We start from the raw sequence: 25,215 nt of genomic DNA on the forward strand, positions 1-25,215 counted from the left end.
AGGATCGTCCGAGGTCCCCGGACCCGCACCGGGCCGTCAGGAAGGAGAGCCGATGCCCGAGGAAACGATCGGCGTCGTGGGCGCCGGAATCGTCGGCCTCGCCACCGCGCGGGAGATCGCCGCGCGCCGCCCCGGTACCCGGGTCGTGGTGCTGGACAAGGAGCGGAGGATCGCCGCCCACCAGACCGGCCACAACTCCGGCGTGGTGCACGCCGGGATCTACTACCGCCCCGGCAGTCTCAAGGCCACCCTGTGCGCCCGCGGTGTGTCCCTGCTCCGGGAGTACTGCCAGGACCGCGGCCTGCCCTACGACGAGTGCGGCAAGCTGGTCGTGGCCGTCACCCCGGAGGAGGTCCCGCGGCTGGAGGCGCTGTACGCCAACGCCCTGGAGAACCGGGTGCCCGGCGTCCGGCGGATCCCCGCGGCGGCGATCCGCGAGGTCGAGCCGCACGCCGCCGGGCTCGCCGCGATCCACTCGCCGCGCACCGCGATCACCGACTACACGGCCGTTGCCCGCTCCTTCGCCCAGGACGTCGAGGACGCCGGCGGCGAGGTCCGCCTCGGCTTCCCCGTCGGCCGGATCCGCGAGGGCGCCGACGGCAGCGTGGAGGTGATCTCGCGGGACGGCAAGTCGCTGGTCCACGTCGACCGCCTGGTGATCTGCGCCGGCCTGCAGAGCGACCGGGTGGCCCGGCTCGCCGGCGACCCGGCCGACCCGCGCATCGTCCCCTTCCGGGGCGAGTACATGACCATCCGGCCGGAGAAGGCCGGCCTGGTGCGCGGCCTGGTCTATCCGGTGCCGGACCCGCGCTATCCGTTCCTCGGCGTCCACTTCACCCGGCGGGTCGACGGCTCCGTGGAGGTCGGCCCGAACGCCGTCCTCGCCTTCGCCCGCGAGGGCTACCGGCTCACCGACGTCGATCCGCGGGAACTCGCCCGGGTCGCCGCCTTCCCCGGCACCTGGCGGCTGGCCAGGAAGCACTGGCGCACCGGCGCCCGCGAGATGCGGGGGTCCTTGTCCGTCCGGGCCTACATGAAGGCCGCCGAGGCGTACGTCCCCGGCATCGGACCGGGTGACGTGGTGCGGGCGGGGGCGGGTGTGCGGGCCCAGGCGCTGGGCCGCGACGGGGCGCTGGTGGACGACTTCGTCGTCCACCACCTCGGCCCGGTCACCGCCGTGCGCAACGCGCCCTCGCCCGCGGCGACGTCGTCCATGGCCATCGCCGAGCACATCGCGGACGCCGTCCTGGACCGCGCCCCCTCCGCCTGAGCGGGGGCGCCGCCCGCCCGGCCCGGGCTGCCGCTCCGTTCGCCTCCCGGGCGGCGGTCCCGTCCGGTTCCGGCTGTTGGCCCGTCCGGCTTCGGGCGGCGGTCCCGACCGGTTCCGGCTGTTGGCCCGTCCGACTTCGGGCGGCGGTCCCGTCCGGTTCCGGCTGTTGGCCCGTCCGATTCCGGCTGCTGCCCGTCCGACTTCGGGCAGCGGCTCCGGCTGCCGCTTCGTTCGCCTGCGGGGAGGGGTCCCGTCGGCTGCGGCTGCGGCTGCTGCCCCGTCGGCTGCCGGGCGGTGGTCCCGTCCGGCAGCCGACGGGGCTCCCGGCCGCGGTGCGGGCGGCGGTTGTCGCGGGGGCCGGGGGTGACGGCGTCAACGGGATGTGGCCCCGTTCAGCCGGACGAGGCCACCGCACGCCGTACGTCCTGGAGCACCGTGCGGGCGGCGATGGGGCCGCCCGGCCCCTCCCAGGCAGACCCGTCCACCACCGTCACCCGGTCCCTCCCCTCCGCCCCGGAGAGCGAGGCCAGCGCCGGGCGGTCCCGCGCCGAGGAGAACGCCTGCACCGCCTCCTCCCGCCCGCCGCCGCGCACCCCGAAGAACACCCAGTCGCCGTCCGTGCCCCTGCCCGGGGCGCGGCCCAGGCCCAGCGACGCCAGCGTGGAGCGCACATGGTCGGCCGCCGCCGGCCGCACCAACGCGTCGCCCGACCACCGCACCACGCCCACCGCCCGACTTGTGCCTTCCAGCCGCGGCCCCACCACCCGCGCCGTCTCGGCGAGTTCGGCCCCGTACTGACTCAGCACCTGCTGGGCCGCCGAGGCCATGTTGAGGGCCTCCGCCGTCGCCGTGAACGCCTGCTTCCAGCCGTACCGGCCCGTCGAGGTCACCACCGTCGGGGCCACGGCCTGCAGCGCCGCCAGGCTGTCCACCGCGGGGGTGGACTCGTCGACCAGGATCAGGTCCGGCTCCAGCTCCTTCAGACGCCCCGCCCGGACCCGTCCCTCCTCGGCCACCACCCGCGCCGGCACGGCCCGGTCCGCCAGATAGGACGGCGTCCGGCCCCCGTCCTCGGCGAACACCGCCGTCCCGTACGGCTCCACGCCGAGCGCGAGCGCCGCGTCCAGGGTCGACCGGCTGAGCGTCACCACCCGCTGCGCACCGAGCGGCACCTCCACCGTCCGCCCGCGCGCGTCCACGATCCGGCGGGTGCCCACCGGCCCCGTGATCTCCGAGTCCTCCGACCCCTCGGCGGGGCCCAGATCCTCACCGGTGCAGCCCGCGAGCAGCAACGCCGCACAGGCGGCGACGGCCACGGGCAGGCGCACGGCCCGGCGCGTGGGCCGGTGGCGGATCGACGGCATCGGCATACGGGCACTCCTCGCGACGAAGGTGATCGGAACGCTACCGGGAGTAGGGTGCCCGGTTCGAGACGACGCGTGTCGGCGCCGCCAGCACCCCCGTGCCGCACCTGCCCCGGCGGCACCGCTCCGGCGAAAGATCGTTCCCCGTACCATCGGTCTCCGCATGGACACGATGACGCTCTGGAACATCAGCCCCTGGGGCTTCGCCGCACTCGCCGCCGCGACCCTGCTCGTCGGCTTCTCCAAGACCTCGGTCAGCGGCGCCAACACGGTCAGCCTGGCGGTGTTCGCCGCCGTGCTCCCGGCCCGGGAGTCCGTCGGCGTGCTGCTTCCGGTGCTGATCGCGGGCGACGTGCTGGCGGTGCTGACCTACCGGCGGCACGCCCATTGGCCCACCCTCTGGCGGCTGTTCCCCGCCGTGGCGGTGGGCGTCGTCCTCGGCACCCTCTTCCTGATGTGGGCCGACGACGGCGTGGTCCGCGTCTCCATCGGCCTGACGCTGCTGCTGATGACCGGCCTCACCGTGTGGCGGACCCGCCGCGCCGGCCGGGCGGACGACCCCGACGCCGTCGTCACCCGGGCCGGGCGGATCAAGGCCCGCTCCTACGGCGTCCTGGGAGGCTTCACCACCATGGTCGCCAACGCGGGCGGCCCGGTCATGTCGATGTACCTGCTCTCCGCCGGCTTCCGGAAGTTCGGCTTCCTGGGCACCTCGGCGTTCTTCTTCCTGATCGTCAACGTCGCCAAGGTCCCCTTCAGCGTGGGCCTCGGACTGATCGACACCAAGGCCCTGCTCCTGGACGCCGCCCTGGTGCTCTTCGTCATCCCCGGCGCGCTGCTCGGCCGCTGGGCGGTCGACCGCATCAACCAGCGGCTGTTCGAGCAACTCGTCATCGCCGCGACGGTCCTGGGAGCCCTCCAGCTGCTCCTGCGGTGAGCGGGCGGGAGCCGTTCGACGCCGCCACGGGGTTCGACGCGGCCACGGGGGCTCGACGCTGCTGAGGGGGGTTCGAAGCGACGTGCTCGGCCCGCCGTCCCTCAGTCGCCGCGCAGGTGCGGGGCGTGGGCGCGAGGGTCCAGCGGGCCCCGCGCCTCCTCCACGTCGGCCGCGAGCGCGCGGGCCCAGGCGGCCACCGCCGTCAGGTCCATGCCGTGCACACCGTCCCGCCCCGCTCCACGGCACCACTCCTCGACATGACCGGCCCCGCGCCGCAGCAGCCGGGCGCCGCCCGTGAGGTTGCCGCGCGCCGCGTGGGTCAGACCCACCGCCGTCTGGGCCAGCCCCCGCCAGAGCCGGCGTTCCTCCTCGGGGCCCGACTTCCAGGCGTCCTCGAACACCTCGTGCGCGTGGAACGGCCGGCCCGCGTCCAGCAGCGCCTGCGCCTCGGCCACCGTGTCGGCGGGCGTGCGGACCACCCCCTCGGGCTGACGGTCGACGCCCTCGGCCCCGTACGGGAGCGGACGCCCCAGCCCGTCCCGCGGCCGGGCGTTGCGCGCCCGCCCCTCCTCGTCGCGGTCCCGGCGGCCCCCACGGATGCTGCCGGCCGTACCGTTCTCGGATGCGCTGCTCATCCGCCCATTGTCCCGCCCGGGCCCTCGGCCGCGTCGATCAGGCCTCCGACGTGCGGTAAAGTACTCCTCACGTGATCGCGCGGCACCGCCGCGGGAGAGCGCACCGGGACGTGGCGCAGCTTGGTAGCGCACTTGACTGGGGGTCAAGGGGTCGCAGGTTCAAATCCTGTCGTCCCGACGGTGACGTACACGGATGGAGGGGTCCTTCGGGGCCCCTCTTGATGTTTCCAGAGGTGCCTTCGCCGAAGGCGTTGCCGGTGCCGTGACAGGCGAGGTTCGCCCTGCTGTGCGGTCCTGCCTGTCGACGGTCTCGGCTGCCGGCGATAATCGACCGATGAGCGCCCTCGAACGCCCCATGCCGCCCCTCAACGCCGACGAACGTACCACGCTCGAGAGCTGGCTCGACTTTCATCGCGTCACGCTCGCCATGAAGTGCGAGGGCCTGGACGACGGGCAGGCTGCCGTGGCGTCCGTGCCTCCGTCCGGCTTCACGTTGACCGGTCTCGTGCAGCACATGGCAGAGGTGGAGCGCAGTTGGTTCCGTCGCGTGCTGGCCGGGGAACAGGTCCCGCCCATCTACGACCCGCAGGCCGACCCGGACGGCCCCGACGGCGGCTTCGAGGTGGCCGCGGACGCCACCCTGAGTGACGCCCTCGCCACCTGGCACGCGGAGATCGCCATCGCCCGAGAGCACTGCACCGACCGTGCTCTGACCGACACAGGCCGCTTCATGGAGCAGGACGTCAGCCTCCGCTGGATCTACATCCACATGATCGAGGAGTACGCCCGCCACAACGGCCACGCCGACCTGGTCCGGGAACGCGTCGACGGCACAACCGGCGTTTAGCGCCGCACCGGGCGGCGTCGGCCGTGGCGACGACATCGCGAACGGCGAACAGGTGCCGTACCGGCCGTAACGGCTGCAGGTCGCCCACCACCTGCGCGTGGCCCCGCGGTCGGGCTCCCCGCGCCTGGCCCCGCGTTCGGCCCCTTGCCGGCTCGGCGATTCGGCGGCGGCTGTCGCCTGACGTCGTGCCGGTCGCGGGGCCGGCTCGTCAAGGGCGGTGTGGCGTCAGCCCGCGATCAAGACCCCTCCCGCCACGGCCGCAGCGACCCCAACGAGAAGGGCCCCGGCAGTGAACGCGATCTCGCCGACGTGGGAGCGGTGTTCGGCGGCGAGGTCTGTGGTGAAGACGGCCGGGTCGTCGGGGCGGTAGTGGATCGTGAGGTCCCGGCCGCGCGAGCGGGCGGGATCGCTCAGCCCTACGGTGCGGTAGGCGGTGACGGCGGTGCCGTCGTGGGTGGTGAAGGCGACGACCGGGGTGTGGCTGGTGGCGGTGTGGCCGTCCTCATCGACGGTGACGTCCTTCAGTACGGCGATGACGCGGCCCGGGACCGGACCGGCGGATGCGAGGTCCTCCATGCGTAGGCGTGAGTCGCGTACGGCTCCGGGCAGGTAGGTCGCGCACAGCAGTGTCCAGGGGACGCCGAAGCCGATCAGGGCCCACGGCCAGCCCCGGTCGATCGAGGCGACGACGACCAGCCCGACGTAGACGAGGAAGACCGCGAAGTTGGGCCAGCCGAGGCCGCTCCGTCCGGCGTCCGGGTCGGTGGTGAAGCGGTAGGCGTGCGGGCGGCCGGGAGGGTAGCGGATGCCGATCTCCCGGCCTGTCCAGGCCGTGCTGATTCGGTCGCCGCAGTCTCCGTCGTTGGTGACGGTGAACTCCTGCCCCGTGGCGGGATCGCGGAAGGTGACGACCACGGCGATCCCCTCGCGTCCCGAGCTCCCGTGCCGGGGCTCCGTGACCCGTTCGATCCGGCCCATGACGCGGACCGCCCGCTGGCCGCGGGTCACCCCGGCCAGCGACCGTCCGTATCCGACGAGCGCGACGGCGCCGAGGACGATGCACCACAACGCCAGATATCCGTGCCAGCCCATCCGCGCTCCTCCTGGTCCTGGTCCTCATGGCCTGCCCCGCCCGGCTCACCCGTTCTGTTCGGAAGCCGTCCCGTCCGTCGGTCAGCGTGCCGAGACGCGCCGCACGATCTCGCCGTGGCCGTCCGCCTCCAACGAGGCGGCGCCGTCGGGGCCGGCCACCCCGACTCTGAGGGTGAGGGTGCCGGACAGGCTCTCGGCGGTGAGCTGCCAGGTCTGCGGGGAGCGGACGCCGAGAGTGGTTTTGGCCTCCCGGACGAGGGCGGGGATGCGCGGGTAGGGCAGCGCGTCCAGGTCGAAGCCGGGCGCCTGCGAGCCCGCAGGGGTGAAGACGACGGTGAGGACGCGGTCCTGCGCGACGACGGTGAGAGCCTGGCGCTTTCTGCCGTCACCCTTGGTGAGGGAATCGACCGCCGCACGCAGTCGGCCCTCGTCGAACAGGGACTGTCCGGGGCCGAGGGCGACGGTGCCGGACGCGGCCGAGACGATCGTGGTGGACGAGGTGCCGGGTTCCGCGGGCCCAGCGGCCGAGGGGGGCCGGTCGGTTGGGTGCTCCGGGCCGAACAGGTCGGTACGGAACACGAAGACCACGCCGGCCGCGCCGAGCAGCAGGGCGAGGAGGGTGAGGTAGCCGCTGAAGGTGCTGTCCGGCGGCGGCTCCTCGGTCAGGGCCGGGCCGGGGGCTGAATCGATGCGGGCCGCGGTCGCGCGGTCCTCCCATTCCGGTGTCGGGCGCTTCACCAGCTTCACCGCCCACGGCCGGTGCGGTGGGTACTGGACGACGACGATGCCGCCTGGTTCGTAGTCCAGCAGGTCGACGAGATTGACGGACTGGGTGGACTTGACGCGGTACGAAGGTCCGCTGTCCGGGGCGACGGTGAGGTCGAAGCGGACGGGCACGTCGCTGGTCTCCCCGCCGGTGGCGCTCAGGCTCTCGATCCTGGCGAGCGCGGTACGGGGGACGACGGCCGCCTCGCGTGCGCGCTCGGGCGCCCCAGCGGCGAGGACCAGCAGTCCGTAGGCGATGGGGACGGCCAAGCCACCGACCAGCAGGGGAACGCGTTCCAGGAGAGTGCCGACGACGAGTGCGGCGAGTGAGCTCCCGATCACCGCCCCAGTGAGGATCCCGCGGGCCAGGTCGAGGGGGCTGCGGCGCGTCGGCACTGTGCTCGGAGGGGCCGGCGTGATCGTCATACCGAGATTGTGGCGGCCCGGGCCGCAGGCTGGTAGGTGTCCGGGCGCCTTCTCTCCCCCCAACGGCGGTTCTAAAAAGGGAAGTTGTCACCTTCCAGGCACATGGGCAGGTGGCTGATGGGCCGATTACGACGACCGTTCCGGGGGCCGGGAAACCGCGACTACTCGACCACGCCGATGAGCGTGTCCCTGAGTCGGCCCCGGGGCCGGCCGATCTGAAGGCGACGGCTAAGCCCCGGCCGGTGGACTGCACCGAGCCGGGGCTTCGTCGTCCCACGGTCGTTTCCGTCCTTGCGTTTGCGGCGCTGACCTGGGCGTTCCCGCTCTCCCTGGATCTGACGGCCCTCCGGGCCGTAAGAGGTCGCGGCCGAGGGCCTCGTGGAAGCCGCGAAAGCGCCGGTGGGAGGCCCGCCTGCCCTGATGCGATGCTGCTGTCATGACGGATCACCGTGAGGTCGCCATCGTCCGCTGGCATGGCCGGACCCCTTCGGTCGGAGACGGCCTTTCCGCGCTGCTGGCCGCCTACCACCTCCAGACGGAGGCCGAGAAGGGCGCGCCGGTGGCCGACGCGGACGACCTGCCCGACCGCTACCGGGCAGAGGTCACCGACCCGGGGACGGCGTTGGCCGACGACCTCGTTCTGGTGGCTCTGCGGGAGGACGACGTGGTGGGATGCCTGGTGGTGACCTCCGCGGACGACGGACTGTCGGAGATCAAGAGGCTCTGGACCGACCCGGAGGCTCGCGGCCAGGGCATCGCCTCGGCCCTGATGAGCGCCGCGCTCCGTCACGCCGCGGAAAGCGGCGTGCACACCGTCCGGCTCTCGGTCTGGGAATGGCGGACCGGCGCCATCGCCCTGTACGAACGGCTCGGCTTCGCCGTCACGCGGTCCTGGGACGAGCGGGAGCAGTTGGTGTGCATGCAGCGCACGTTGTGACCGGCGGAGCAGCCGCCGGTCACAACGTGCGCTGCAATGGGGGAGGAGGGCAGGGGCACCGTCCAGGGGATGTCTCGTACAAGGACGTGAGCTCGGTGTTCGCCTGGCAGTACGGTCGACGCGTGGAGTCGACGACACGAAGCGAGTGCCCGTTGCACGGGGGCGGTGTGCGTCCCGACTACCTGGTCGGACGCCGTCTTGAGCAAGTAGTCGCCTCGTGGCACCTGTATGGCTCGGAGGCTCCGTCCGGCCCACTGGACGTGTGGCTGATCGACAGCGAAGCAGTCTCCACGCTGATCACGACCGGTTCGGACTGGTGCCTGATCGTGGAGGCATCGGCACCCTTCGCCGGGTACGACATGGCGGAGTCAGGACGCGTCGAGGTGGCGCCTGTCGGTGGCGAGACCCCATTCGCAGATCACCTTGGCGAGACGGTGCGGGCAGTCAGCGAGGAGAGCATCCCGGAAACTGGCCGGATCGCCCTGGAGATCACCTTCGACTCCGGCCGTGTCCGATGCGAAACCTGGTCCGGCGACCTCTGCCTGTCGAGCAAGTGATATCAACGCACCAGTCAGGGCGAGAACCGTGTGAGGCTCCCGTAGCGGGTCGTGTGATCACGGCATCGCAGCCGTCCGATCCGGGACTGGCACCGGGGCGACGTGGACCGCCGTCGGCGACGGGCAGGAGATCCTCGCCGACGGTGTCGCCCACCTCTTCGGCCGGGCCGCATGCCCGCAGTGCGCCGGCGTCTTCGGCATCGCGGACGAGTACGCAGCCGCCAACCGCCCAGTTCCGCGGTAGGCGCGTTCGAGCGGGGGCGTTCGGGCCGGCCGGTTGTTTGTCGGTGGTGGGGGCTAGCGTGATCCACGAACGAACGAACGAATGCATGGATGAACGAGCGAGCGATCGAGCCGGCCCCGTCGTGGCCGGTGGGGGAGGGCGTGCGATGACTGTGCGCGAGCAACTGGCCGCCGAGGACCTGTTCGAGATGCCCGCCGCCTGGCGGAGGGCGGTCCCGGCCCCGCTGCGGCGCGGCGGGACGGCGCGTCCGTCGGCAGAGGCGCCGGCGCGGATCTCACGGCAGCTCAGCGACGAGGCGGGGTGGATCGGGCGGATGCTCAACGCCCCGCAGAGCGACCCCGGTCTGGTCGCGGCCGCCCGCGCCTACGTGGACGGGGATCACAACCCCCTCGGCGCCGCCGTCTTCACCCGGATCGCCTTCCACCACCAGTTGCAGAGTCTCTTCGTCGACTTCTGGGTGCTGCAGCACGGACTGCCGTTCGCCGCCCGGACGCTGGTGGAGATGACCGCCGTCGAGGCCCACTACCGGCAGGCCGGCCAGGTGCGCGGCAACCCCGAACTGCGCCGCACGGCACCCGACGCCCCGAACCTCTCCTGGCTGCGCGGTGGGATGGCCGACCGGCTCCGCCTGCTGATCGCCGCCGCCGACGAGGAGACGTACCGGCGGACCAGGGAGGAACTCGCCTCCTGCGGCGACACCGCCGCCCGCCGCATCCTGGCCGCCCACCTGATGCCCGACGAGCGCGAATGGATCGACGCGTGTTGCGTCGCCCCGCTGCCCGCCGACGCCGAACTCCGGCTGATGCTGCTCTCCCTGGTGTACCGCCCCGACCAGCTCGACTGCTTCGAGGGTGAGGCCGGACTGCAGTGGAGCGGCTGGAGCGCGCAGCTGGTCGCCACGCTCGCCGACCGCGTCGGCCCCGCCTTCGCGCCGCTGCTGGCCGAGCGGTTCGGGAGGTGGCACGACGCGGAGCGCTACCGCACGACGGCCGGCTGGCTCCTCGAACTGCCCACCGACGAGGCCTTCGCACTGCTGCTCCAGCGCGCCGACGACCGCGCCGTCCGCCCCACCCTCCTCGAGGCCATGCGACGCTACCCCCTGCGCGCCCTGCGCCTGCTGTCCGCCGCGGTGACCGCCGCGGACAAGGACAAGGACGAGGCCGCCCTGCTCCAGCAGTTGCTCACCTCGCACGTCGTCTCCCACGCCGCCCTCGTCCGGGAGGCGCTGCCCGACCTCCCGGAGGGGACCGCCGCCCTCGTGACCCCGCTGCTGGAGGGCTTGCCCGGCCGCGTCGCGGACGCGCCGGCCGAGGCGCTGCCCGACGTGCTGGTCTCGCCGCCCTGGATGCGGGAGCGCAAGCGCGCCAAGCCCCGGTCGGCCGAGCCGGGCGCCGACCCCGAGCCGGAACTCCACTGGGCGGACAAGGAGCAGGAGGCGTGGGCGGCGGCCAACTCCCAGCGGGCCGCCTGGCACGCCCGCTGGCGCCCCGACTACGCGTGGAAGAGCGAGATCGAAGGACTCCGCAGGGGCGAGTCCCCGCACCGGGCGTGGGACGCCCACCTCTTCGTGGTCTGCCCCGAGGACGTCGTCCGGCCCCTGCTGTCCGCCTTCGACCCCGAGGACCTCTGGGACGGCGAGACCTACCTGAAGCCCGTGGCCGCCCGCCACGGCCTGCACGCCCTGCCCATGCTGCTGAGAGTCTCCGCCCGGCACCCCGCCACCCTGGGACCGCTGCTCCTGCCCTACCGCAGCGTCGAGGTGGCCCGCCGGATGGCGGACTGGCTGACCCGGCTCAAGTCCACGGCCGCCGTCGCCCGCACCTGGCTGCAGCGGCACGGCGAGGCCGCCGCCCCGCTGCTCGCGCCCGACGCCGTCGGCCGCGCGGGCAAGGCCCGCGCCGCCGCGGAACACGCGCTGCGCCTGCTCGCCGGACAGCTCGGCACCGAGACCGTCGTGGGCCGGATCGCCGCCGTGCACGGCGAGGAGGTGGCCGGCCTGGTGGCGGAGACCCTCGCCGCCGACCCGCTGGTGAACGCCCTCCCGGCGAAGATGCCCGCCCCCTGCGCCTGGGCCGACCCCGCGCTGCTCCCGCAGCTCCTGCTCGCCGACGGCGGCGGCGCCCTGCCCGCGGACGCCGTCCGGCACGCCGTCACCATGCTGCAGCTCTCGAAGCCCGGCGACCCCTACCCGGGCGTCCGCCTCCTCCAGGAGCACTGCGAGGCCCGCTCCCTCGCCGAGTTCGCTTGGGCCCTCTTCGAGGCCTGGAGGTTCAACGGCATGCCCGCCCAGGACACCTGGGCCCTGCACGCGCTCGGCATGCTCGGCGACGACGACAGCGTGCGCCGCCTGACCCCCGTCATCCGCGCCTGGCCCGGCGAGAGCGCCCACCACCGCGCCGTCGAGGGCCTCGCGGTCCTCGCCGCCATCGGCACCGACGCCGCCCTGGCGCACCTGCACGGCATCTCCCAGCGCGTGCCCTTCAAGGCACTCAAGAAGCGCGCCCAGGAGAAGATCGAGGAGGTCGCCGAGGGCCTCGGGCTCACCGGCGAGCAGCTCGCCGACCGCCTCGTGCCCGACCTCGGGCTCTCCGCCGACGGCAGCACCGTCATCGACTACGGCCCGCGCCGCTTCACCGTCGGCTTCGACGAACAGCTGCGCCCCTACGTCCTCGACGGCGACGGCAAGCGCCGCAAGGCCCTGCCCGCGCCCGGCGTCAAGGACGACCCGGAACTCGCACCCGCCGAACGCAAGCGGTTCGCCGCCCTCAAGAAGGAGGTCCGCACCCTCGCCTCCGACCAGGTGCGCCGCCTGGAGGCCGCCATGGTCTCGGGCCGCTCCTGGACCGCCGCCGAGTTCCGCGAACTGCTCGTCGGCCACCCCCTGGTGTGGCACCTGGTGCGCCGCCTGGTCTGGCTCGCCGACCACGACGGCGCCACCACCGCCTTCCGCGTCGCCGAGGACCGCACCTTCGCCGACGTCCACGACGACGAGTGGACCCTCCCCGACGGCGCCGACGTCCGCCTCGCCCACCCCCTGCACCTGGGCGCCGACCTGGAGGCGTGGGCCGAGCTGTTCGCCGACTACGAGATCCTCCAGCCGTTCCCGCAGCTCGGCAGGCCCGTGCACACCCTCACCGAGGAGGAGGCCGGCGGTCACCGGCTGACCCGCTTCGAGGGCGTCACCGTGCAGGTCGGCAAGCTGCTCGGCCTCACCAAACGCGGCTGGGAACGGGGCAACCCCGAGGACAACGGCGTGGAGCGCTGGATCTCCAAGCGCCTCCCCGGCGACCGCTTCCTGGTGATCCAGCTCGAGGAGGGCATCGCCGTCGGCATGGTCGACGAGTTCCCCGACCAGCCGCTCGGCGAGGTCTGGCTGGACGACGTCCCCGGCGACTACCGCGGGTTCGACCCCCACACGCTGCGCCTGGGAGACGTCGACGCCGTCACCGCCTCCGAGTTCCTCGCCGACCTCACCCAGCTCACCGAGAAGTGACGCCCCGACCATGACCACGGACATCACGGCGGCCGTCGAGGCCGCCCCCGCCGGAGCACGGCTCCAACGCCCGCCCGCCGAGGTGCGGTACGCCGACGAACTGGCCGCGCTGAGGGCACAGGACACCGGACCGCGCCCGCCGGGCTGGCAGCTCGGCCTGCGGGCCGCCCGCCGCTTCGTCTGCGGCGACCCGGAGACCGGCATCAGCCCCAAGTTCGCCGGCAGCCCCTCCCTGGTGGAGCGCGCCCTGGTCACCCTGGCCACCAACCGCGGCCTGATGCTGGTGGGGGAGCCCGGCACCGCCAAGTCCCTGCTCTCCGAGCTGATCGCCGCCGCCGTCAGCGGCAGCTCCACCCTCACCGTGCAGGGCGGCGCGGCCACCACCGAGGACCAGATCAAGTACTCCTGGAACTACGCCCTCCTGGTCGCCGAGGGCCCCTCCCGGCGCTCCCTGGTGCCCGCCCCCATGCTGAAGGGCATGACCGAGGGCAGGATCGTCCGCTTCGAGGAGATCACCCGCTGCCCGCTCGAGGTCCAGGACTCCCTGCTCTCGCTGCTGTCGGAACGGGTGATCGCGGTGCCCGAACTCGACGGCCCCGACGGCATGGTCTTCGCCCGGCAGGGCTTCAACGTGATCGCCACCGCCAACACCCGCGACCGCGGTGTCAACGAGATGAGCGCGGCCCTCAAACGCCGCTTCACCTTCGAGACGGTCTTCCCCATCGCGGACTTCGACACCGAACTCGACCTGGTCGAGGCGGAGGCCACCGCCCTGCTCCAGGCGTCCGGGGTGGAGGCGCCGCCGGACCGGGGCGTCCTGGAGGTGCTCGTCGGGGCCTTCCGCGAACTGCGGGGCGCCGAGGACCGCGCCGGGCGGGGCGCGGCCGTGATGAGCACCGCGGAAGCCGTCTCCGTCGCCCACGCCGTGGGCGTGCGCGGCTGGTTCCTGCGGGGCGAGCCCGGGGACGCGACCGACGTGGTCGCCTGCCTCGCCGGGACCGCCGCCAAGGACAGTCCCGACGACCTCGCCCGCCTGCGCCGCTTCCTCGACCAGGCCGGCCGGCGGCGAGGCGACCACTGGCAGGCGCTGCACCGGGCACGCCACCTGCTCGTGGACGGCTGACCCGGGCATGAGCACCGTCACCTACCTCGGTGTGCGGCACCACTCGCCGGCCTGCGCCCGGCTGGTCCGGCGGACCGTCCGCGCGCTCAGGCCCGCGTACGTCCTGGTGGAGGGCCCGGCCGACATGAACGCACGGCTGGACGAGCTGCTGCTCGGACACCGGCTCCCGGTCGCCGTGTTCAGCCACTACCGGGACGCCGGACGGGTCGCCACCAGCTGGGCCCCGCTGTGCGACCACTCCCCGGAGTGGTGCGCGCTCACCGAGGGCAGGGCCGCCGGGGCCGAGGTCCGTTTCATCGACCTGCCCGCCTGGCACCCCGCCTTCGCCGAACGCGCGGGCGGCGCGGCCAACCGGTACGCCGACGCCGAGGCCCGCCATGCCGAGGCCACCGGACGGCTCCGCGCCCACTACGCGGTCGACACGCTGGACGCCCTGTGGGACCGGCTGTTCGAGGTGGCGGACGACCCGGCGGAGACCGCCCCGCCGGGCAGCACGGACCCGCTCGACGACCCGCTGGCCCGCCGCCTGGACGCCTACTTCGACCTGGTGCGCGGCGATGCCCGCGCCGACGACGGCGACCGGGCCCGCGAGGCCTACATGGCCTCCTGGGTCCGCGCCGCCGCGGCGCACGCCGGGGACCGGCCCGTCCTGGTCGTCACCGGCGGCTTCCACCGGCCCGCCCTGCGCGCCCTCGCCCGCCACGACGACACCCCCGCCGACTGGCCCGAGGTGCCCGGCCCGCCCGGTGACGCGGTCGCCGGCAGCTTCCTGGTGCCGTACTCCTTCCGGCTGATGGACGCGTTCGGCGGCTACCAGTCCGGCATGCCGTCCCCCGCCTACTACCAGCGGCTGTGGGAGGAGGGACCCGAGGAGGCCGCGCGAGGGCTGCTGCGCGACGTGGTCCAGCGGCTCCGGGCTCGCGGTCTGCCCGTCTCCACCGCCGACCTCGTCGCCGCCCGCACCCTGACCGAGGGCCTCGCCGCCCTGCGCGGCCACCCCCGCCCGGCCCGCGTCGACGTGCTCGACGGCCTGGCGGGCGCCCTGGTCGGCGAGGACCTCGGACGGCCGCTGCCTTGGAACGCCCGGGGAGCGCTGACCCCCGACGACCACCCCGTGGTCGTCGAGATGACGGTGGCCTGCACCGGCGACCGCACCGGAAGCCTCCACCCCGACACCCCGCTGCCGCCCCTGGTGCACGCCGTCGACGAGGAGGAACGGCGCCTCGGCCTCGCCGCCGACGACCCCCTCACGCTGGACCTCGCCACCGGCGACGGCCTCGCACGCAGCCGTTTCCTGCACCGCCTCAGGGTCCTCGGCATCCCCGGACACACCCGTGCCCGAGGCCCCGGGCACGGCACCGACCCGGTCTTCCGCGAACGCTGGCACGCCGACCCGCGGACCGGCCGGGAGGCCGCGCTGATCGAGGCCGGAGCGTACGGCGCCCTGCCCGACGAGGCCGCCGCCGCGCGCCTCACCGAACAGGTCCGCGTCGCGGGCACCGACGTCGCCGCCCTCTCCGGCCTGCTCTTCGACGCCGTGCTCTGCGGCGTCACCGGACTCTCGCACGACCTGCTGGGCACCCTCGCCGACAGCGTCCGCGGCGCGAGCGAGCCAGGTCCGCTCGGCGACACGCTCACCACGGCCCTCGGGCTGTGGCGGCACGACCGCGTCTTCGGCGTCGCCGGGACACCGCTGCTCGCGGCGGTGCTCGACGGGGCCGTGGACCGGCTGTTCCGGCTCGTCGAGGGGGTCACCGGAGGCACCGGCGTCGACCGGCCCCGGCTGCGCGCCCTCGCGGCGGCGCGGGACACCCTCCGGTACGCGCCGGAGGCGCTCACCCTCACCCCGCGGTACGCCGCCGAGGCCGCCGCACGCGTCGCCGAGGACCCCCGCGCGCCCGCCGACCTGCGCGGGGCCGCCCTCGGCCTGCGCCGCTCGCTCGCCGGCGACGGCAACAGCGGCGGCGACAGCCCCAGCGGCAGCGGCGGCGGCAGCGGCACCGCCGCACTGGCCCGGAGCTTCGCCACCGCCGGGACCGACACCCTCGGCGACTGGCTCGCCGGGCTGTTCGCCCTGGCCCGCGAGGAGGTCCTCGGCCCGGAACGGGACCGGCGCGACCCCCTGCTCGACGTCCTGGACGACGTCGTCACCGCCCTCACCGACCAGGACTTCCTGACCGGCCTGCCCGCCCTGCGCCAGGCCTTCGCCCACTTCCCGCCCCGCGAACGCGAACGCCTCGCCCAGCACCTCCTCGACCGACGCCACCTGCGCGGCTCCGCCCGCTCCCTGCTGCGCGTCACCGCCGACCCGCTGCTGCGGGCCCGTGCCGCCGCGCTGGAGGAACGAGCCGCGCTCGTGCTCGACCGGTACGCACTCGGAGCACCCCGATGACCGCACCCCCGCCCACGCCCTCCACCCCGCCTGCACCGCTTGCACCACCCCCCACGCCCGACCCCGGTCTCGAGCGGTGGCGGCTGATCCTCGGCGCCCCCGCCGAGGCGTGCACCGGCCCCCTGGGCGGCGAGGCCGCCGCCCGGGACGCCGCGCTGGACTGGCTCTACGGCCGCGACCCGGACCTCGGCCGCCGCGGTGTCCGCCGCGGGCCCACCGCCACCCGGGAGGGCGGTCACGGACCGTCGGAGGTGACGGCCGTGGACTGGCTCGACGACGTGCACCGCCTCTTCCCCAAGGAGACGGTGGAACGCCTGGAACGGGACGCCGTCGAGCAGTACGGCATCGACGAGATCGTCACCGACCCCGAGGTCCTCTCCCGCGTCGAACCCAGCCAGAGCCTGCTCCGCGCGGTCCTGCGCACCAAGCACCTGATGAACCCCCGGGTGCTGGCCGCCGCCCGGCGCATCGTGGAGGCCGTGGTCGAGGACCTGACACGGCGGCTGCGGCCGGAGATCCGCCGCTCCCTCACCGGGTCCCGCAACCGCCGGCCGAGCCGGATCCCGCTGTCCCGCGACTTCGACCTCAAGGGCACCCTGCGGGCCAACCTCGCCCACTACCAGCCGGAGCACCGGCGCGTCCTGATCGAGCGGCCCCGCTTCCACTCCCGCAGCCGCCGCCACCTGGAGCAGTGGCAACTGATCCTGCTGGTCGACCAGTCGGGCTCCATGGCCGGCTCGGTCATCCACTCCGCGGTGACCGCGGCCTGCCTCTGGGGGCTGCCCGGGCTGCGGACCCACCTGGTCGCCTTCGACACCCAGGTCGTCGACCTCACCGCCGACGTGCCCGACCCGGTGGAGCTTTTGATGGGGGTGCAGCTCGGCGGCGGCACCGACATCGCCCGGGCCGTGCACTACGCGGCCGGACTGGTGGAGAACCCGCGCCGCACCGTCGTCGCCCTGGTCACCGACTTCTACGAGGGCGGTGACCCCTACCGCCTGGTGCGCACCGTGCGGGACATGGCCGCCCAGGGCGTCACCGTGCTCGGCCTCGCCGCGCTGGACGAGGAGGCCGAGCCCGCCTACGACCGCGAACTGGCCGCCCGGCTGGCCGAGGCGGGCGCCCACGTCGGGGCGATGACCCCCGGCCGGCTGGCCGAGTTCGTCGCCGAGAAGGTGGGCCGCGGATGACCAGGACGGACCTGCTGGCCCTCACCCCCGACCTGCTCGCCGCGCTCTCCAGCCGCGGCCTGGTCAAGCGGGCCCTCAAGGACCTCGAGGCCGGCTCCGGCCCCACCGTCGAGACCGCCGCCGACGGCACCGTCCGGGGGCGCTACCCCGACGGCACCGAGAGCGAACTACCGCCTCGGCAGGGGCTGGAGAGCGCCGTCTGCTCCTGCGCGGCCACCGGGGTGTGCCGCCACCGGGTGGGACTGGTGCTCGCCTACACGCGGGAGGCCGAGGGCGGCGACCCGCGGCCGAGGGGGTTCACCGACTGGTCGCCGGGCGCCGTCGACGACGCCGCGCTGGAGACGGCCCTCGGGCGGCCGGTACCGGCGGCGGCCCGGCAGGCCCGGGAACGGGGGTACGTGGCCGTGGTCCACCGGGCCCGCCCCGAGTCGCCCACGCCGGCCGTCGAACTGCCCGCCTGCACCGTCCGCTTCCCGGTGCCCCACGAGGTGGGCCTCGCCCTCACCGACGCCGTCCCCGAACTGCGGGACGAGGTGGTCGCCCTCGCCGTGTGGGCCTTCCGCGAGGCCGACGCCCGCGGCACCGACCGCCTCACCGTCGGCGGCCCGAGCCCCCAGGGCCACCCGGCCACGCCGGACCGCCCCACGGCCCCCGACAGCCCCACGGCCCCCGACAGCTCCACCGTCCCGGACAGCCCCTCCGCCCCGGGAGGCCCCACCCCGCCGGGCCGCTCCACGGCCCCGGACAGCCCCGTCCCGCCGCACCGCTCCACGGCCCTGGACAGACTCTCTCCGGACAGCCCCTCCGCCCCGGGAGGCCCCACCCCGCAGGACCGCCCCACGGCCCCGGACACCCCCACCCCGCCGGACAGCCACACCGCCCGGGTCGACCCCGCCCCGCGGGAAGAACCCCCCGCGCCCCCGAGGACCACGGGCCGGCGGGCGGCCGGGGACCCGGCCCCCGGCGGTCCCCCCGCGGAGGGCCGGTCGTACCGCGTGCGGGTCGCCGCGCTGGACCTCGTCGACGACCTGCTGCTGGACGGCGTCCCCGCCGCCGGACCCGTGCTGGACGGCACGCTGCGCCGGGCACAGGAGGACCTGACGCGCGACGGGCAGCACTGGCCCGCCGCCGTGGTCGCCGCGATCCGCGACCAGCTGGCCGCCTACGCCGACCGCGCCGCCCGCCACGACGCCGACGCGTACGCCCTGCTGCTCGCCGAACTGCACGCCCGCCACCGCGCGGCGGCCACCGACCCGGCCGGCGTGCTCGGCACCGGCGAGGCCGCCCGCACCCCGCTGCGCCTGGTCCGGCTGACCGCCCTCGGCTGCCGCGTCGGCGGCTCGCACGGCGAGCGGACCGCGGCGATCCACCTGGCCCACCCCTCCGCGGGCGTCGTCCTCACGCTCCGCCGCCGCTGGGATGCGGACGAGGACGGGCCTCCGCTCACCGGCGAGCGGCTGGGCGCCCGGCGCCTGCTGGGCACCACGCTCCGTACCCTGGCCGCGTCCAACGTGGTCAGCGAGAACACCACGCGCACCGCCGGGCGGGCCGTCGAGATCTCCCGCGGCCGCGTCGCCGCCGCCACGGTCACCCCGGTCGGCTCCGCCTGGCAGGACCTGCCCCCGGGCCTGCGGATCGACGACCTCGCCGCCCAGCTGCCCGCCCCGGAGGAACTGCCGCCGAGCCTGGTCCGGCCCCGTGTCGAGGCCGAGTCGGTGCGGGTGCTCACCGTCGGCGAGGTCGGGCCGGTCCGCTACGACCCCGCCCGCCAGCGGCTGGAGGCCGTCCTCCAGGACCCGGCCGGGCATGAGGCCCTGCTGAGCGCCCACCACAACCCGTACTGCCCCGGCGCCCTCGACGCGCTGGCCGTCGCCCTGAGGAGCGGCCAGGTCCTCCAGGTCAGCGGCTTCCTGAGGCACGAGGCGGGCGGGATCGTCGTCGACCCGCTCGCCGTGCGGACCGCGGAGGGCGTCCTGGTGCCCGACCTGGCCCCGGGGGACGGGGACGGTGCCCTGCCCGTGGCTCCCGCCCCTCCGCGGGACCCGCTGACCGCCGCCGCCGACGAGGCGTTGGCCGCCCTCGCCCAGGCCGCCCACCGGGGTCTGCGTCACCTGGCGGGGACCGCCCGCGCGGATCTCGACCGGGCGTGCGACGGCCTGCGGCGCGCCGGGCTGCGGGCCGCCGCCGACGCCCTCGCCGGCCTGCCGGCCGCCCTGCGCGCCCGGGGTCCGGCCGCGGCCGTCCCCGCCTGGACCGACGCCACCATCCGCCTCGCCGTCACCCGGGAACTCCACCGGCGCTCCGGGAACGCCGGCTGAGCGACCCGGCGGGCCGCGGCCTCACCGGAGGGCGATCGCCGTCCAGGACACCGGCGGCAGCTCCACCGACAGCACCCCGTCGGCGACCACCGCGCTCGCGTTCACGGCAGGCGCCACCCGCTCCGGCTCCGCCAGGGTGTTCTTCGCGTAGGCGTCCGCGTCGGCGAGGGTGAGCGCCTCGACGACCCGCGAGGACCCCAGGCTCCGCACGTCGACCGTCAGCCGCGCCGGCTCCCGCAGGTCCCGGTTGACCAGGAACACCGCGGCCCGGTCCTCGTCGACGGTCGCGACGGCGTCGACCAGGGACGCCTCGCCGTGCCGGGCCGTCAGGTACGACGGCGCGTCGATCACGGGCCGGATCACCTCTCCGGAGGCGAGCCGGCTCGTGATCGCGAACGGGTGGAACGTCGTCTGCCGCCAGGCCGGCCCGCCCGGCTCGGTCATGATGGGGGCGATCACGTTCACGAGCTGAGCGAGCGACGCCGAGGTGACCCGGTCGCTGCGCTTCAGCAGGGTCATCAGCAGGTTCCCGACCACCACCGCGTCGGCGACCGTGTAGACGTCCTCCAGCTGGCGGGGGGCGAAGCGCCACTCGTCGTTGACCTCGTCGGACTCCTGGTGCTCCTTGAGGTACCAGACGTTCCACTCGTCGAAGGAGATGCCGATCCTCTTCCGGGAGCGCTTCTTGTGCCCCACGTGGTCGGCGGTCGCCACGACGGTGTCGATGAAGTGCTCCATGTCAAGCGCGGAGGCGAGGAACGAGCCGAGGTCGCCGTCGTGGACCTGGTAGTAGGCGTGGCACGACACGTGGTCGACGTGCTCGTAGCTGTGCTCGAGGACCGTGCGCTCCCAGTCGCCGAAGGTCGGCATCCCGGAGCCGGAGGAGCCGCACACGACCAGTTCCAGGTCCTTGTCGGCCATCCGCATGGCGGCCGCGGTGCGGGCGGCGAGCTTGCCGTAGTCGTCCGCGGTCATGAATCCGGTCTGCCAGGGCCCGTCCATCTCGTTGCCGAGGCACCACATGCGCACGTTGTGCGGCTCGGGCGTGCCGTTGGCGACGCGCAGGTCTGAGAGGGCCGTCCCGGAGGGGTGGTTGGCGTACTCGAGCAGGTCCAGGGCGGGCAGGATGCCGCGGGTGGCGATGTTGACGGCCAGCATCAGCTCGGAGCCGGTGAGCTTCAGCCAGCGGGCGAACTCGTCGAGGCCGACCTGGTTCGGCTCCAGCGAGTGCCAGGCCAGGTCGCGGCGGACCGGGCGCCTGTCCCGCGGGCCGACCGAGTCCTCCCAGCGGAAGCCGGAGACGAAGTTGCCGCCGGGATAGCGGATCGTCGTGGTGCCGAGCTCCCGGACGAGTTCGACGACGTCCATCCGGAACCCGTCCTCGTTCGCGGTCGGATGGTCCGGCTCGTAGATCCCGGTGTACACGCAGCGGCCGAGGTGCTCGACGAACGAACCGAAGGTGCGGCGGCGGACGGGGCCGACCACGGCCCTCCGGTCGAGCTCGATGTGGGCGCGGGGCAAGGCGCTGGTCCTTTCGATGGGGCGGGACGGGGCAGGGCGGGGCGCGGGCCCCGCGGGACCGCGGGGCCGGGGAGCGGGCCTGCCCCCGCCGTGGACACGACGGGGGCAGGCAGGACGGACGGTGCGCGGGGAGGGGCCCCTGGGGGGATCAGCCCTTCACGGCGCCGGTGAGACCGCCGACGATCTTCTTCTCGAAGATGGAGAAGAAGATGAGCGCCGGCAGCATCGCGAGCGAGGTGAACGCGAGGATCTTCGCGGTGTCCTGGGAGTACTGCGAGGCGGACAGCGCCTGCACGCCGAGCGGCAGGGTGTAGTTCGCCTGCGAGTTCAGCACGTACAGCGGCAGCAGGTAGTTGTTCCAGCTGCCCAGGAAGCCGAGGATGCTGACCGTCACGACGCCGGGCGTCGACAGCGGGATCACCATCCGGAAGAAGAACCCGAGCCGGCTCGTCCCGTCGATCGACGCGGCCTCCTCGAGCTCCTTGGGGATGGCCTTCAGGAACGGCACCAGGATGATGACGGTCGTCGGCAGGCCGAACGCGATCTGCGGGATGATGATGCCGAGCAGGTTGTCGATCAGGCCCAGGTTCTTGATCATGATGTACAGCGGCGTGATCGCGATGACCAGCGGGAACATCAGACCCGCGGCGAACAGCGAGTACATCGCGCCCTTGAACTTGAAGTCGTAGCGCGCGATCACGAAGCTGACCATCAGGCCGAGCACCACGATGCCCACCGTGCTCGCCAGACCGACGACGATCGAGTTGACGAACTGGCCCCAGAACGTCTGCGTCGCCAGGACGTCGGTGTAGTTGCCGAAGGACCACGGGCTCGGCAGACCCGACGGGTCGGTGGTGAACTGCGAGTTGGTGCGGAACCCGCCGAGCACGATGAACAGCACCGGGGCGATGCACGCCCCGATGAGGAGCAGCGCGACGATGTAGGTGAAGGGGTTGCCCCACTTCTGCCGGCCTCCGTCGTCGCCGCGGCCGGGGCGCCTGCGCCGTGCGATCCCCGTGAGGTTCGCGGACTTGGCGGTCGTCGCGCTCATCGGGAGCCTCCGTCGGTCAGGGCGCCCTGCAGGTCACGGCGCAGGACGAAGCGCTGGTAGAGCAGCGCCACGAACATCGAGATCACGAACATGACGACCGCGATGGCGCTGCCGTAGCCGAAGTTGGCCGCGTTGCGGCCCTCGGCGACCATGTAGATCGCCATCGTCGAGGTGCCCGCGGTGCCCGCGATGTACGGACCCCAGATGATGAAGACGAGGTCGAACAACTGCAGCGAGCCGATGATCGACAGGAAGCCCCAGATGCGGATCGTCGGGCCCAGCAGCGGCAGCGTGATGCGGCGCTGGATCTGCCAGTAGGAGGCGCCGTCGATCTCCGCGGCCTCGAAGAGCTCGTCGGGTATGGACTGCAGGCCGGCGAGCATCAGGATCACCGCGAACCCGATGTACTTCCAGGTGATGATCGTCATCAGCGTCCACAGCGCCAGATCCGGGTCGGACAGCCAGTCCCGCTGCCAGGACTCCAGCCCCAGCTTGCCCAGGAGGTCGTTGACCGCGCCGTTGGACTGGAGCATCAGGCCCCAGCCGGTACCCACGATGATCTCGGAGATGACGTACGGCACGAAGATCAGGATGCGGATCACCGAACGTCCGCGGATCTTCTGGTTGAGCAGCAGGGCGAGGCCGATCGCCAGGGGTCCCTGGACCACCAGGGAGAGCACCACGATCAGCAGGTTGTGCGTGAGGACCTCGTGGAAGGCGGGGTCGGTGAGGATCAGCTTGTAGTTGTCCAGCCCGACCCAGTCGGTCGGGTCTCCGTAGCCCTTCCACCGGTAGAAGCCGTAGTACGCGGCCAGGGTCACCGGGAAGATCACGAACGCCAAGAAGATGAGGATCGCCGGTCCGGAGAGGATCGCGATCTCGAGCCGCATCCGGGCACGGCCACTGCGGCGGCGTCCAGCCGCTCGCGGCGAAGCCGGGGAGGCGGACTTGGCCGCGTCCCCGGCTTCGGGCGTGCCCTGCGACTGGCGGCCGGTGGCCGCGTCAGTACCCAGGGTGTCGCTCATGGTTCCCTACTCAGCCCTTCGCGGCGGCCGCGTTGGTGTTCTTGACGATGTCCTCGGCGGTGCCCTTGCCGGCCATCAGGTTCACGACGGCGGTGTTCATGGCGTTGCCGATGTTCTGGCCGTACTCGGTGTCGAGGAACATCATGGTGTAGGCCGCCTTGTTGAAGGCCTCCAGCGCCGAGACGTTGTAGTCGTCGGTGACGACGCCCTGGGCCTCCTTGTTCACCGGGATGGTGCTGAAGCCCTTGGCGTACTTCTCCTGCTGCTCCTTCGTGGCGAGCCAGCGGAGGAACTCGAAGGCCTCCTTCGGCGCGTCCTTCGCGACCGAGTAGCCGTCGCTGCCGCCCATCATGGCGCTGGGGTCACCCTGGCCGCCGTCCACCGCCGGGAAGGGGAACCAGCCCAGGTCGGGGAGGGGCTTCTTGTCCGGGGTGAGGCCCGCGATCACGCCCGGGTTCCAGTTGCCCATGAGCTCCATGCCCGCCTTGTGGTTCGCGAGCATGCCCGCCGACGAACCGGCGCCCTGCTGGGCGGGGGTGGTCAGGTAGCCCTTCTGGAACGGCTCGACCTTGAGGAACTTCTCCAGGTCCTTGCCGGCCTTGGTCCAGCACGGGTCGTCGAACTTGAGCTCGGCGGCGGCCTTGCTCATGGTGTCCTGGCTGCAGTTGCGCAGGGCGAAGTTGTAGTACCAGTGGGCCGCCGGCCACGCGTCCTTGGCGCCGACCGCGATCGGGGCGACGTCGATCTTCTTCAGCTTGGCGACGGCGTCCTCGAGCTCGTCCATCGTCTTCGGGGGCTCGGCGATGCCGGCCTTCTCGAAGAGCTCCTTGCTGTAGTAGATGCCCTCGGGGTTCGTGGACAGCGGGACCGCGTAGACCTTGCCGTCGATCGTGGCGCCGGCGACCGCCGCGCCCGCGTTCGCCTTGTCCTGCTCGGTGAAGGGCAGTTCCTTGAGCTGGCCGGCCTCGACCATGGCCCGCATCTTGCCGCCGCCGCGCTGCAGGAAGATGTCCGGAGCGGAGTTGGAGTTGAGCGCGGTCTGCAGCTTGCCGTCGAAGTCCTCGTTCTGGACCGTCTGCAGCTCGATCGTGATCTTCGGGTTCTCCGCCATGTACTCCTTGACGGCGGACTCCCAGAACTCCTGGCCCGGGCCGGGGGAGGCGTTCTCCCACACGGTCAGCGTGACCTCACCGTTGGCCGAGTCGCTGGTGTCCTCGCCGTTGCCGGCGCAGCCCGTGGCGACGAGAGCGATGCCCAAGCCGAACGCCACAGCCGCCGCACCGCGTATTTTCCTCGTCATCGTGGAACTCCCTGATCTGATTCTTGACACAATGGCTGCGATAGGTGTGCGCAAAGTAATGGCCTGCCGGGCGCCGTAATCGCGCGATGGCTTGATCCGGTGCTCAGTCAGACAGCGGCCGCGACAACAATGAGGGTCCTCGGGCACGTGGCCAATTCGCGTGATCACTGCCAACTCGTGCTTCCGGCTGCGGGCATGCGCTTGTGAACGTGCCAGGTGGACTGTATGACCGTACGAAGTCGTCTCGGTTACTGGGGGTTGCGAACGCACGAGAGTATGCGCTCGCCGCAGAGCGGCAGTCAATGACTCGTTTTCGAAAGTTTGTCGAAACTTATCTGCGACAGCCTGCGAGGACCGTCGAAACATTTCGACGCCGTCCGTCGCTCACGCCCGCCCGGACGCCCGCCGCCCCGCGCGATCCGGCCATCGCCGTCCCCGCCTCCCGGTCCTGGGCCGCGCGTGGCGGCGAGGGCCCCGGAGGGCGGGGCCGCCTTGGATCGCCGCGCCGCCGCCGCGCCTCCCGCCCGGTCCTTCCCGAGGCGACCGCAAGGGCCCGCGAGTGCCGCGTCGCCGCAGCCCGTGGCCGCCGCACGGCACGGAACGGGGTGTACGGCGGCGGCCCGTGCGGCCTTCCGGCCCTCGCGGGGCCGCCCGGCCGATCGCACGCCCCGCGGGGGGCGCAGGTCCGGCGCGGACGGGCGCACGGCACCGGAAGTGACGGTGATGCG

At 73.6% G+C, this 25,215-nt stretch carries 18 protein-coding genes and 1 tRNA gene; 11 read left to right on the forward strand and 8 right to left on the reverse strand.

The features are described 5' to 3' along the window. Positions 1-52: 52 nt before the first annotated feature. Positions 53-1,270, forward strand: a complete 1,218-nt coding sequence (lhgO, locus tag ABZ836_RS17045) for an L-2-hydroxyglutarate oxidase (RefSeq protein ID WP_361142889.1) — start codon at positions 53-55, stop codon at positions 1,268-1,270. Between the two features lie 392 nt (positions 1,271-1,662). Here the strand turns inward: lhgO and ABZ836_RS17050 are convergent, their stop codons facing one another. Beyond that, positions 1,663-2,640: an ABC transporter substrate-binding protein gene (locus ABZ836_RS17050; RefSeq protein ID WP_361142892.1), complete on the reverse strand. Its 978-nt coding sequence runs from the start codon at positions 2,638-2,640 to the stop codon at positions 1,663-1,665. 157 nt (positions 2,641-2,797) lie between these two features. Here ABZ836_RS17050 and ABZ836_RS17055 point away from each other — a divergent pair, with 157 nt between their 5' ends. After that, the gene (locus tag ABZ836_RS17055) at positions 2,798-3,571 is read left to right on the forward strand and encodes a sulfite exporter TauE/SafE family protein (protein WP_361142895.1); all 774 of its coding nucleotides are present in this window, start codon (positions 2,798-2,800) and stop codon (positions 3,569-3,571) included. A gap of 101 nt (positions 3,572-3,672) precedes the next feature. Here ABZ836_RS17055 and ABZ836_RS17060 read toward each other — a convergent pair whose 3' ends face one another. Beyond that, entirely contained in the window at positions 3,673-4,206 is a 534-nt protein-coding gene (locus ABZ836_RS17060) for a DUF309 domain-containing protein (protein WP_361142898.1), read from the reverse strand. A gap of 104 nt (positions 4,207-4,310) precedes the next feature. On the opposite strand from ABZ836_RS17060, the gene ABZ836_RS17065 reads away from it, so the two are divergent. Continuing rightward, positions 4,311-4,384 (forward strand) — tRNA-Pro (locus tag ABZ836_RS17065). Positions 4,385-4,540: 156 nt separating this feature from the next. Beyond that, positions 4,541-5,053: a DinB family protein gene (locus ABZ836_RS17070; RefSeq protein WP_361142901.1), complete on the forward strand. Its 513-nt coding sequence runs from the start codon at positions 4,541-4,543 to the stop codon at positions 5,051-5,053. Positions 5,054-5,278: 225 nt separating this feature from the next. On the opposite strand, the gene ABZ836_RS17075 is transcribed toward ABZ836_RS17070, so the two are convergent. Beyond that, entirely contained in the window at positions 5,279-6,145 is an 867-nt protein-coding gene (locus ABZ836_RS17075; RefSeq protein ID WP_361142904.1) for a DUF3592 domain-containing protein, read from the reverse strand. Between the two features lie 81 nt (positions 6,146-6,226). Further along, positions 6,227-7,336, reverse strand: a complete 1,110-nt coding sequence (locus tag ABZ836_RS17080) for a hypothetical protein (protein WP_361142905.1) — start codon at positions 7,334-7,336, stop codon at positions 6,227-6,229. 436 nt (positions 7,337-7,772) lie between these two features. Between ABZ836_RS17080 and ABZ836_RS17085 the strand changes: the two genes are divergently transcribed. The 7 genes from ABZ836_RS17085 to ABZ836_RS17115 all read left to right on the forward strand — a co-directional run bounded on the left by ABZ836_RS17085 (position 7,773) and on the right by ABZ836_RS17115 (position 19,590). Next, positions 7,773-8,273 (forward strand): GNAT family N-acetyltransferase, encoded by a 501-nt coding sequence (locus tag ABZ836_RS17085; RefSeq protein ID WP_361142908.1) that lies wholly within the window; start codon positions 7,773-7,775, stop codon positions 8,271-8,273. 122 nt (positions 8,274-8,395) lie between these two features. Next, positions 8,396-8,830, forward strand: a complete 435-nt coding sequence (locus ABZ836_RS17090) for a hypothetical protein (RefSeq protein WP_361142911.1) — start codon at positions 8,396-8,398, stop codon at positions 8,828-8,830. A gap of 389 nt (positions 8,831-9,219) precedes the next feature. Then, positions 9,220-12,567, forward strand: a complete 3,348-nt coding sequence (locus tag ABZ836_RS17095) for a DUF4132 domain-containing protein (RefSeq protein ID WP_361142914.1) — start codon at positions 9,220-9,222, stop codon at positions 12,565-12,567. 10 nt (positions 12,568-12,577) lie between these two features. After that, positions 12,578-13,690, forward strand: coding sequence for an AAA family ATPase (locus ABZ836_RS17100; RefSeq protein ID WP_356135820.1), 1,113 nt, complete (start codon positions 12,578-12,580; stop codon positions 13,688-13,690). A gap of 7 nt (positions 13,691-13,697) precedes the next feature. Beyond that, positions 13,698-16,082 carry a DUF5682 family protein gene (locus ABZ836_RS17105; RefSeq protein WP_361142917.1) on the forward strand — a complete coding sequence of 795 codons (2,385 nt, stop codon included), beginning with the start codon at positions 13,698-13,700 and terminating at the stop codon, positions 16,080-16,082. Further along, a complete protein-coding gene (locus ABZ836_RS17110; RefSeq protein ID WP_361142918.1) occupies positions 16,079-17,272 on the forward strand; it encodes a VWA domain-containing protein in 1,194 nt (397 codons plus the stop codon). Before ABZ836_RS17105 ends, ABZ836_RS17110 begins: the two co-directional genes overlap by 4 nt. After that, complete coding sequence (locus ABZ836_RS17115; RefSeq protein WP_361142920.1) at positions 17,269-19,590, forward strand: hypothetical protein; 2,322 nt, start codon at positions 17,269-17,271, stop codon at positions 19,588-19,590. Before ABZ836_RS17110 ends, ABZ836_RS17115 begins: the two co-directional genes overlap by 4 nt. 21 nt (positions 19,591-19,611) lie before the next feature. On the opposite strand, the gene ABZ836_RS17120 is transcribed toward ABZ836_RS17115, so the two are convergent. The 4 genes from ABZ836_RS17120 to ABZ836_RS17135 all read right to left on the reverse strand — a co-directional run bounded on the left by ABZ836_RS17120 (position 19,612) and on the right by ABZ836_RS17135 (position 24,487). Next, on the reverse strand, positions 19,612-21,111 hold the full coding sequence (locus ABZ836_RS17120; RefSeq protein WP_361142923.1) for an alpha-L-arabinofuranosidase C-terminal domain-containing protein: 1,500 nt from the start codon (positions 21,109-21,111) through the stop codon (positions 19,612-19,614). A gap of 148 nt (positions 21,112-21,259) precedes the next feature. After that, positions 21,260-22,162, reverse strand: a complete 903-nt coding sequence (locus ABZ836_RS17125) for a carbohydrate ABC transporter permease (protein WP_356135812.1) — start codon at positions 22,160-22,162, stop codon at positions 21,260-21,262. After that, the gene (locus tag ABZ836_RS17130) at positions 22,159-23,187 is read right to left on the reverse strand and encodes a sugar ABC transporter permease (RefSeq protein ID WP_361142926.1); all 1,029 of its coding nucleotides are present in this window, start codon (positions 23,185-23,187) and stop codon (positions 22,159-22,161) included. Before ABZ836_RS17130 ends, ABZ836_RS17125 begins: the two co-directional genes overlap by 4 nt. A gap of 10 nt (positions 23,188-23,197) precedes the next feature. After that, positions 23,198-24,487, reverse strand: a complete 1,290-nt coding sequence (locus ABZ836_RS17135) for an extracellular solute-binding protein (RefSeq protein ID WP_356135808.1) — start codon at positions 24,485-24,487, stop codon at positions 23,198-23,200. Between the last annotated feature and the right edge of the window lie 728 nt (positions 24,488-25,215).

The sequence above is a fragment of the Streptomyces sp. NPDC047130 genome (assembly GCF_040643475.1).
GTDB lineage: Bacteria > Actinomycetota > Actinomycetes > Streptomycetales > Streptomycetaceae > Streptomyces.

Bases quoted from the DNA above. Each gene is read 5' to 3' on its own strand.
- lhgO (WP_361142889.1), top strand. From the start codon at position 53: ATGCCCGAGGAAACGATCGGCGTCGTGGGCGCCGGAATCGTCGGCCTC.
- ABZ836_RS17050 (WP_361142892.1), bottom strand. From the start codon at position 2,640: ATGCCGATGCCGTCGATCCGCCACCGGCCCACGCGCCGGGCCGTGCGC.
- ABZ836_RS17055 (WP_361142895.1), top strand. From the start codon at position 2,798: ATGGACACGATGACGCTCTGGAACATCAGCCCCTGGGGCTTCGCCGCA.
- ABZ836_RS17060 (WP_361142898.1), bottom strand. From the start codon at position 4,206: ATGAGCAGCGCATCCGAGAACGGTACGGCCGGCAGCATCCGTGGGGGC.
- ABZ836_RS17070 (WP_361142901.1), top strand. From the start codon at position 4,541: ATGAGCGCCCTCGAACGCCCCATGCCGCCCCTCAACGCCGACGAACGT.
- ABZ836_RS17075 (WP_361142904.1), bottom strand. From the start codon at position 6,145: ATGGGCTGGCACGGATATCTGGCGTTGTGGTGCATCGTCCTCGGCGCC.
- ABZ836_RS17080 (WP_361142905.1), bottom strand. From the start codon at position 7,336: ATGACGATCACGCCGGCCCCTCCGAGCACAGTGCCGACGCGCCGCAGC.
- ABZ836_RS17085 (WP_361142908.1), top strand. From the start codon at position 7,773: ATGACGGATCACCGTGAGGTCGCCATCGTCCGCTGGCATGGCCGGACC.
- ABZ836_RS17095 (WP_361142914.1), top strand. From the start codon at position 9,220: ATGACTGTGCGCGAGCAACTGGCCGCCGAGGACCTGTTCGAGATGCCC.
- ABZ836_RS17100 (WP_356135820.1), top strand. From the start codon at position 12,578: ATGACCACGGACATCACGGCGGCCGTCGAGGCCGCCCCCGCCGGAGCA.
- ABZ836_RS17105 (WP_361142917.1), top strand. From the start codon at position 13,698: ATGAGCACCGTCACCTACCTCGGTGTGCGGCACCACTCGCCGGCCTGC.
- ABZ836_RS17110 (WP_361142918.1), top strand. From the start codon at position 16,079: ATGACCGCACCCCCGCCCACGCCCTCCACCCCGCCTGCACCGCTTGCA.
- ABZ836_RS17115 (WP_361142920.1), top strand. From the start codon at position 17,269: ATGACCAGGACGGACCTGCTGGCCCTCACCCCCGACCTGCTCGCCGCG.
- ABZ836_RS17125 (WP_356135812.1), bottom strand. From the start codon at position 22,162: ATGAGCGCGACGACCGCCAAGTCCGCGAACCTCACGGGGATCGCACGG.
- ABZ836_RS17130 (WP_361142926.1), bottom strand. From the start codon at position 23,187: ATGAGCGACACCCTGGGTACTGACGCGGCCACCGGCCGCCAGTCGCAG.
- ABZ836_RS17135 (WP_356135808.1), bottom strand. From the start codon at position 24,487: ATGACGAGGAAAATACGCGGTGCGGCGGCTGTGGCGTTCGGCTTGGGC.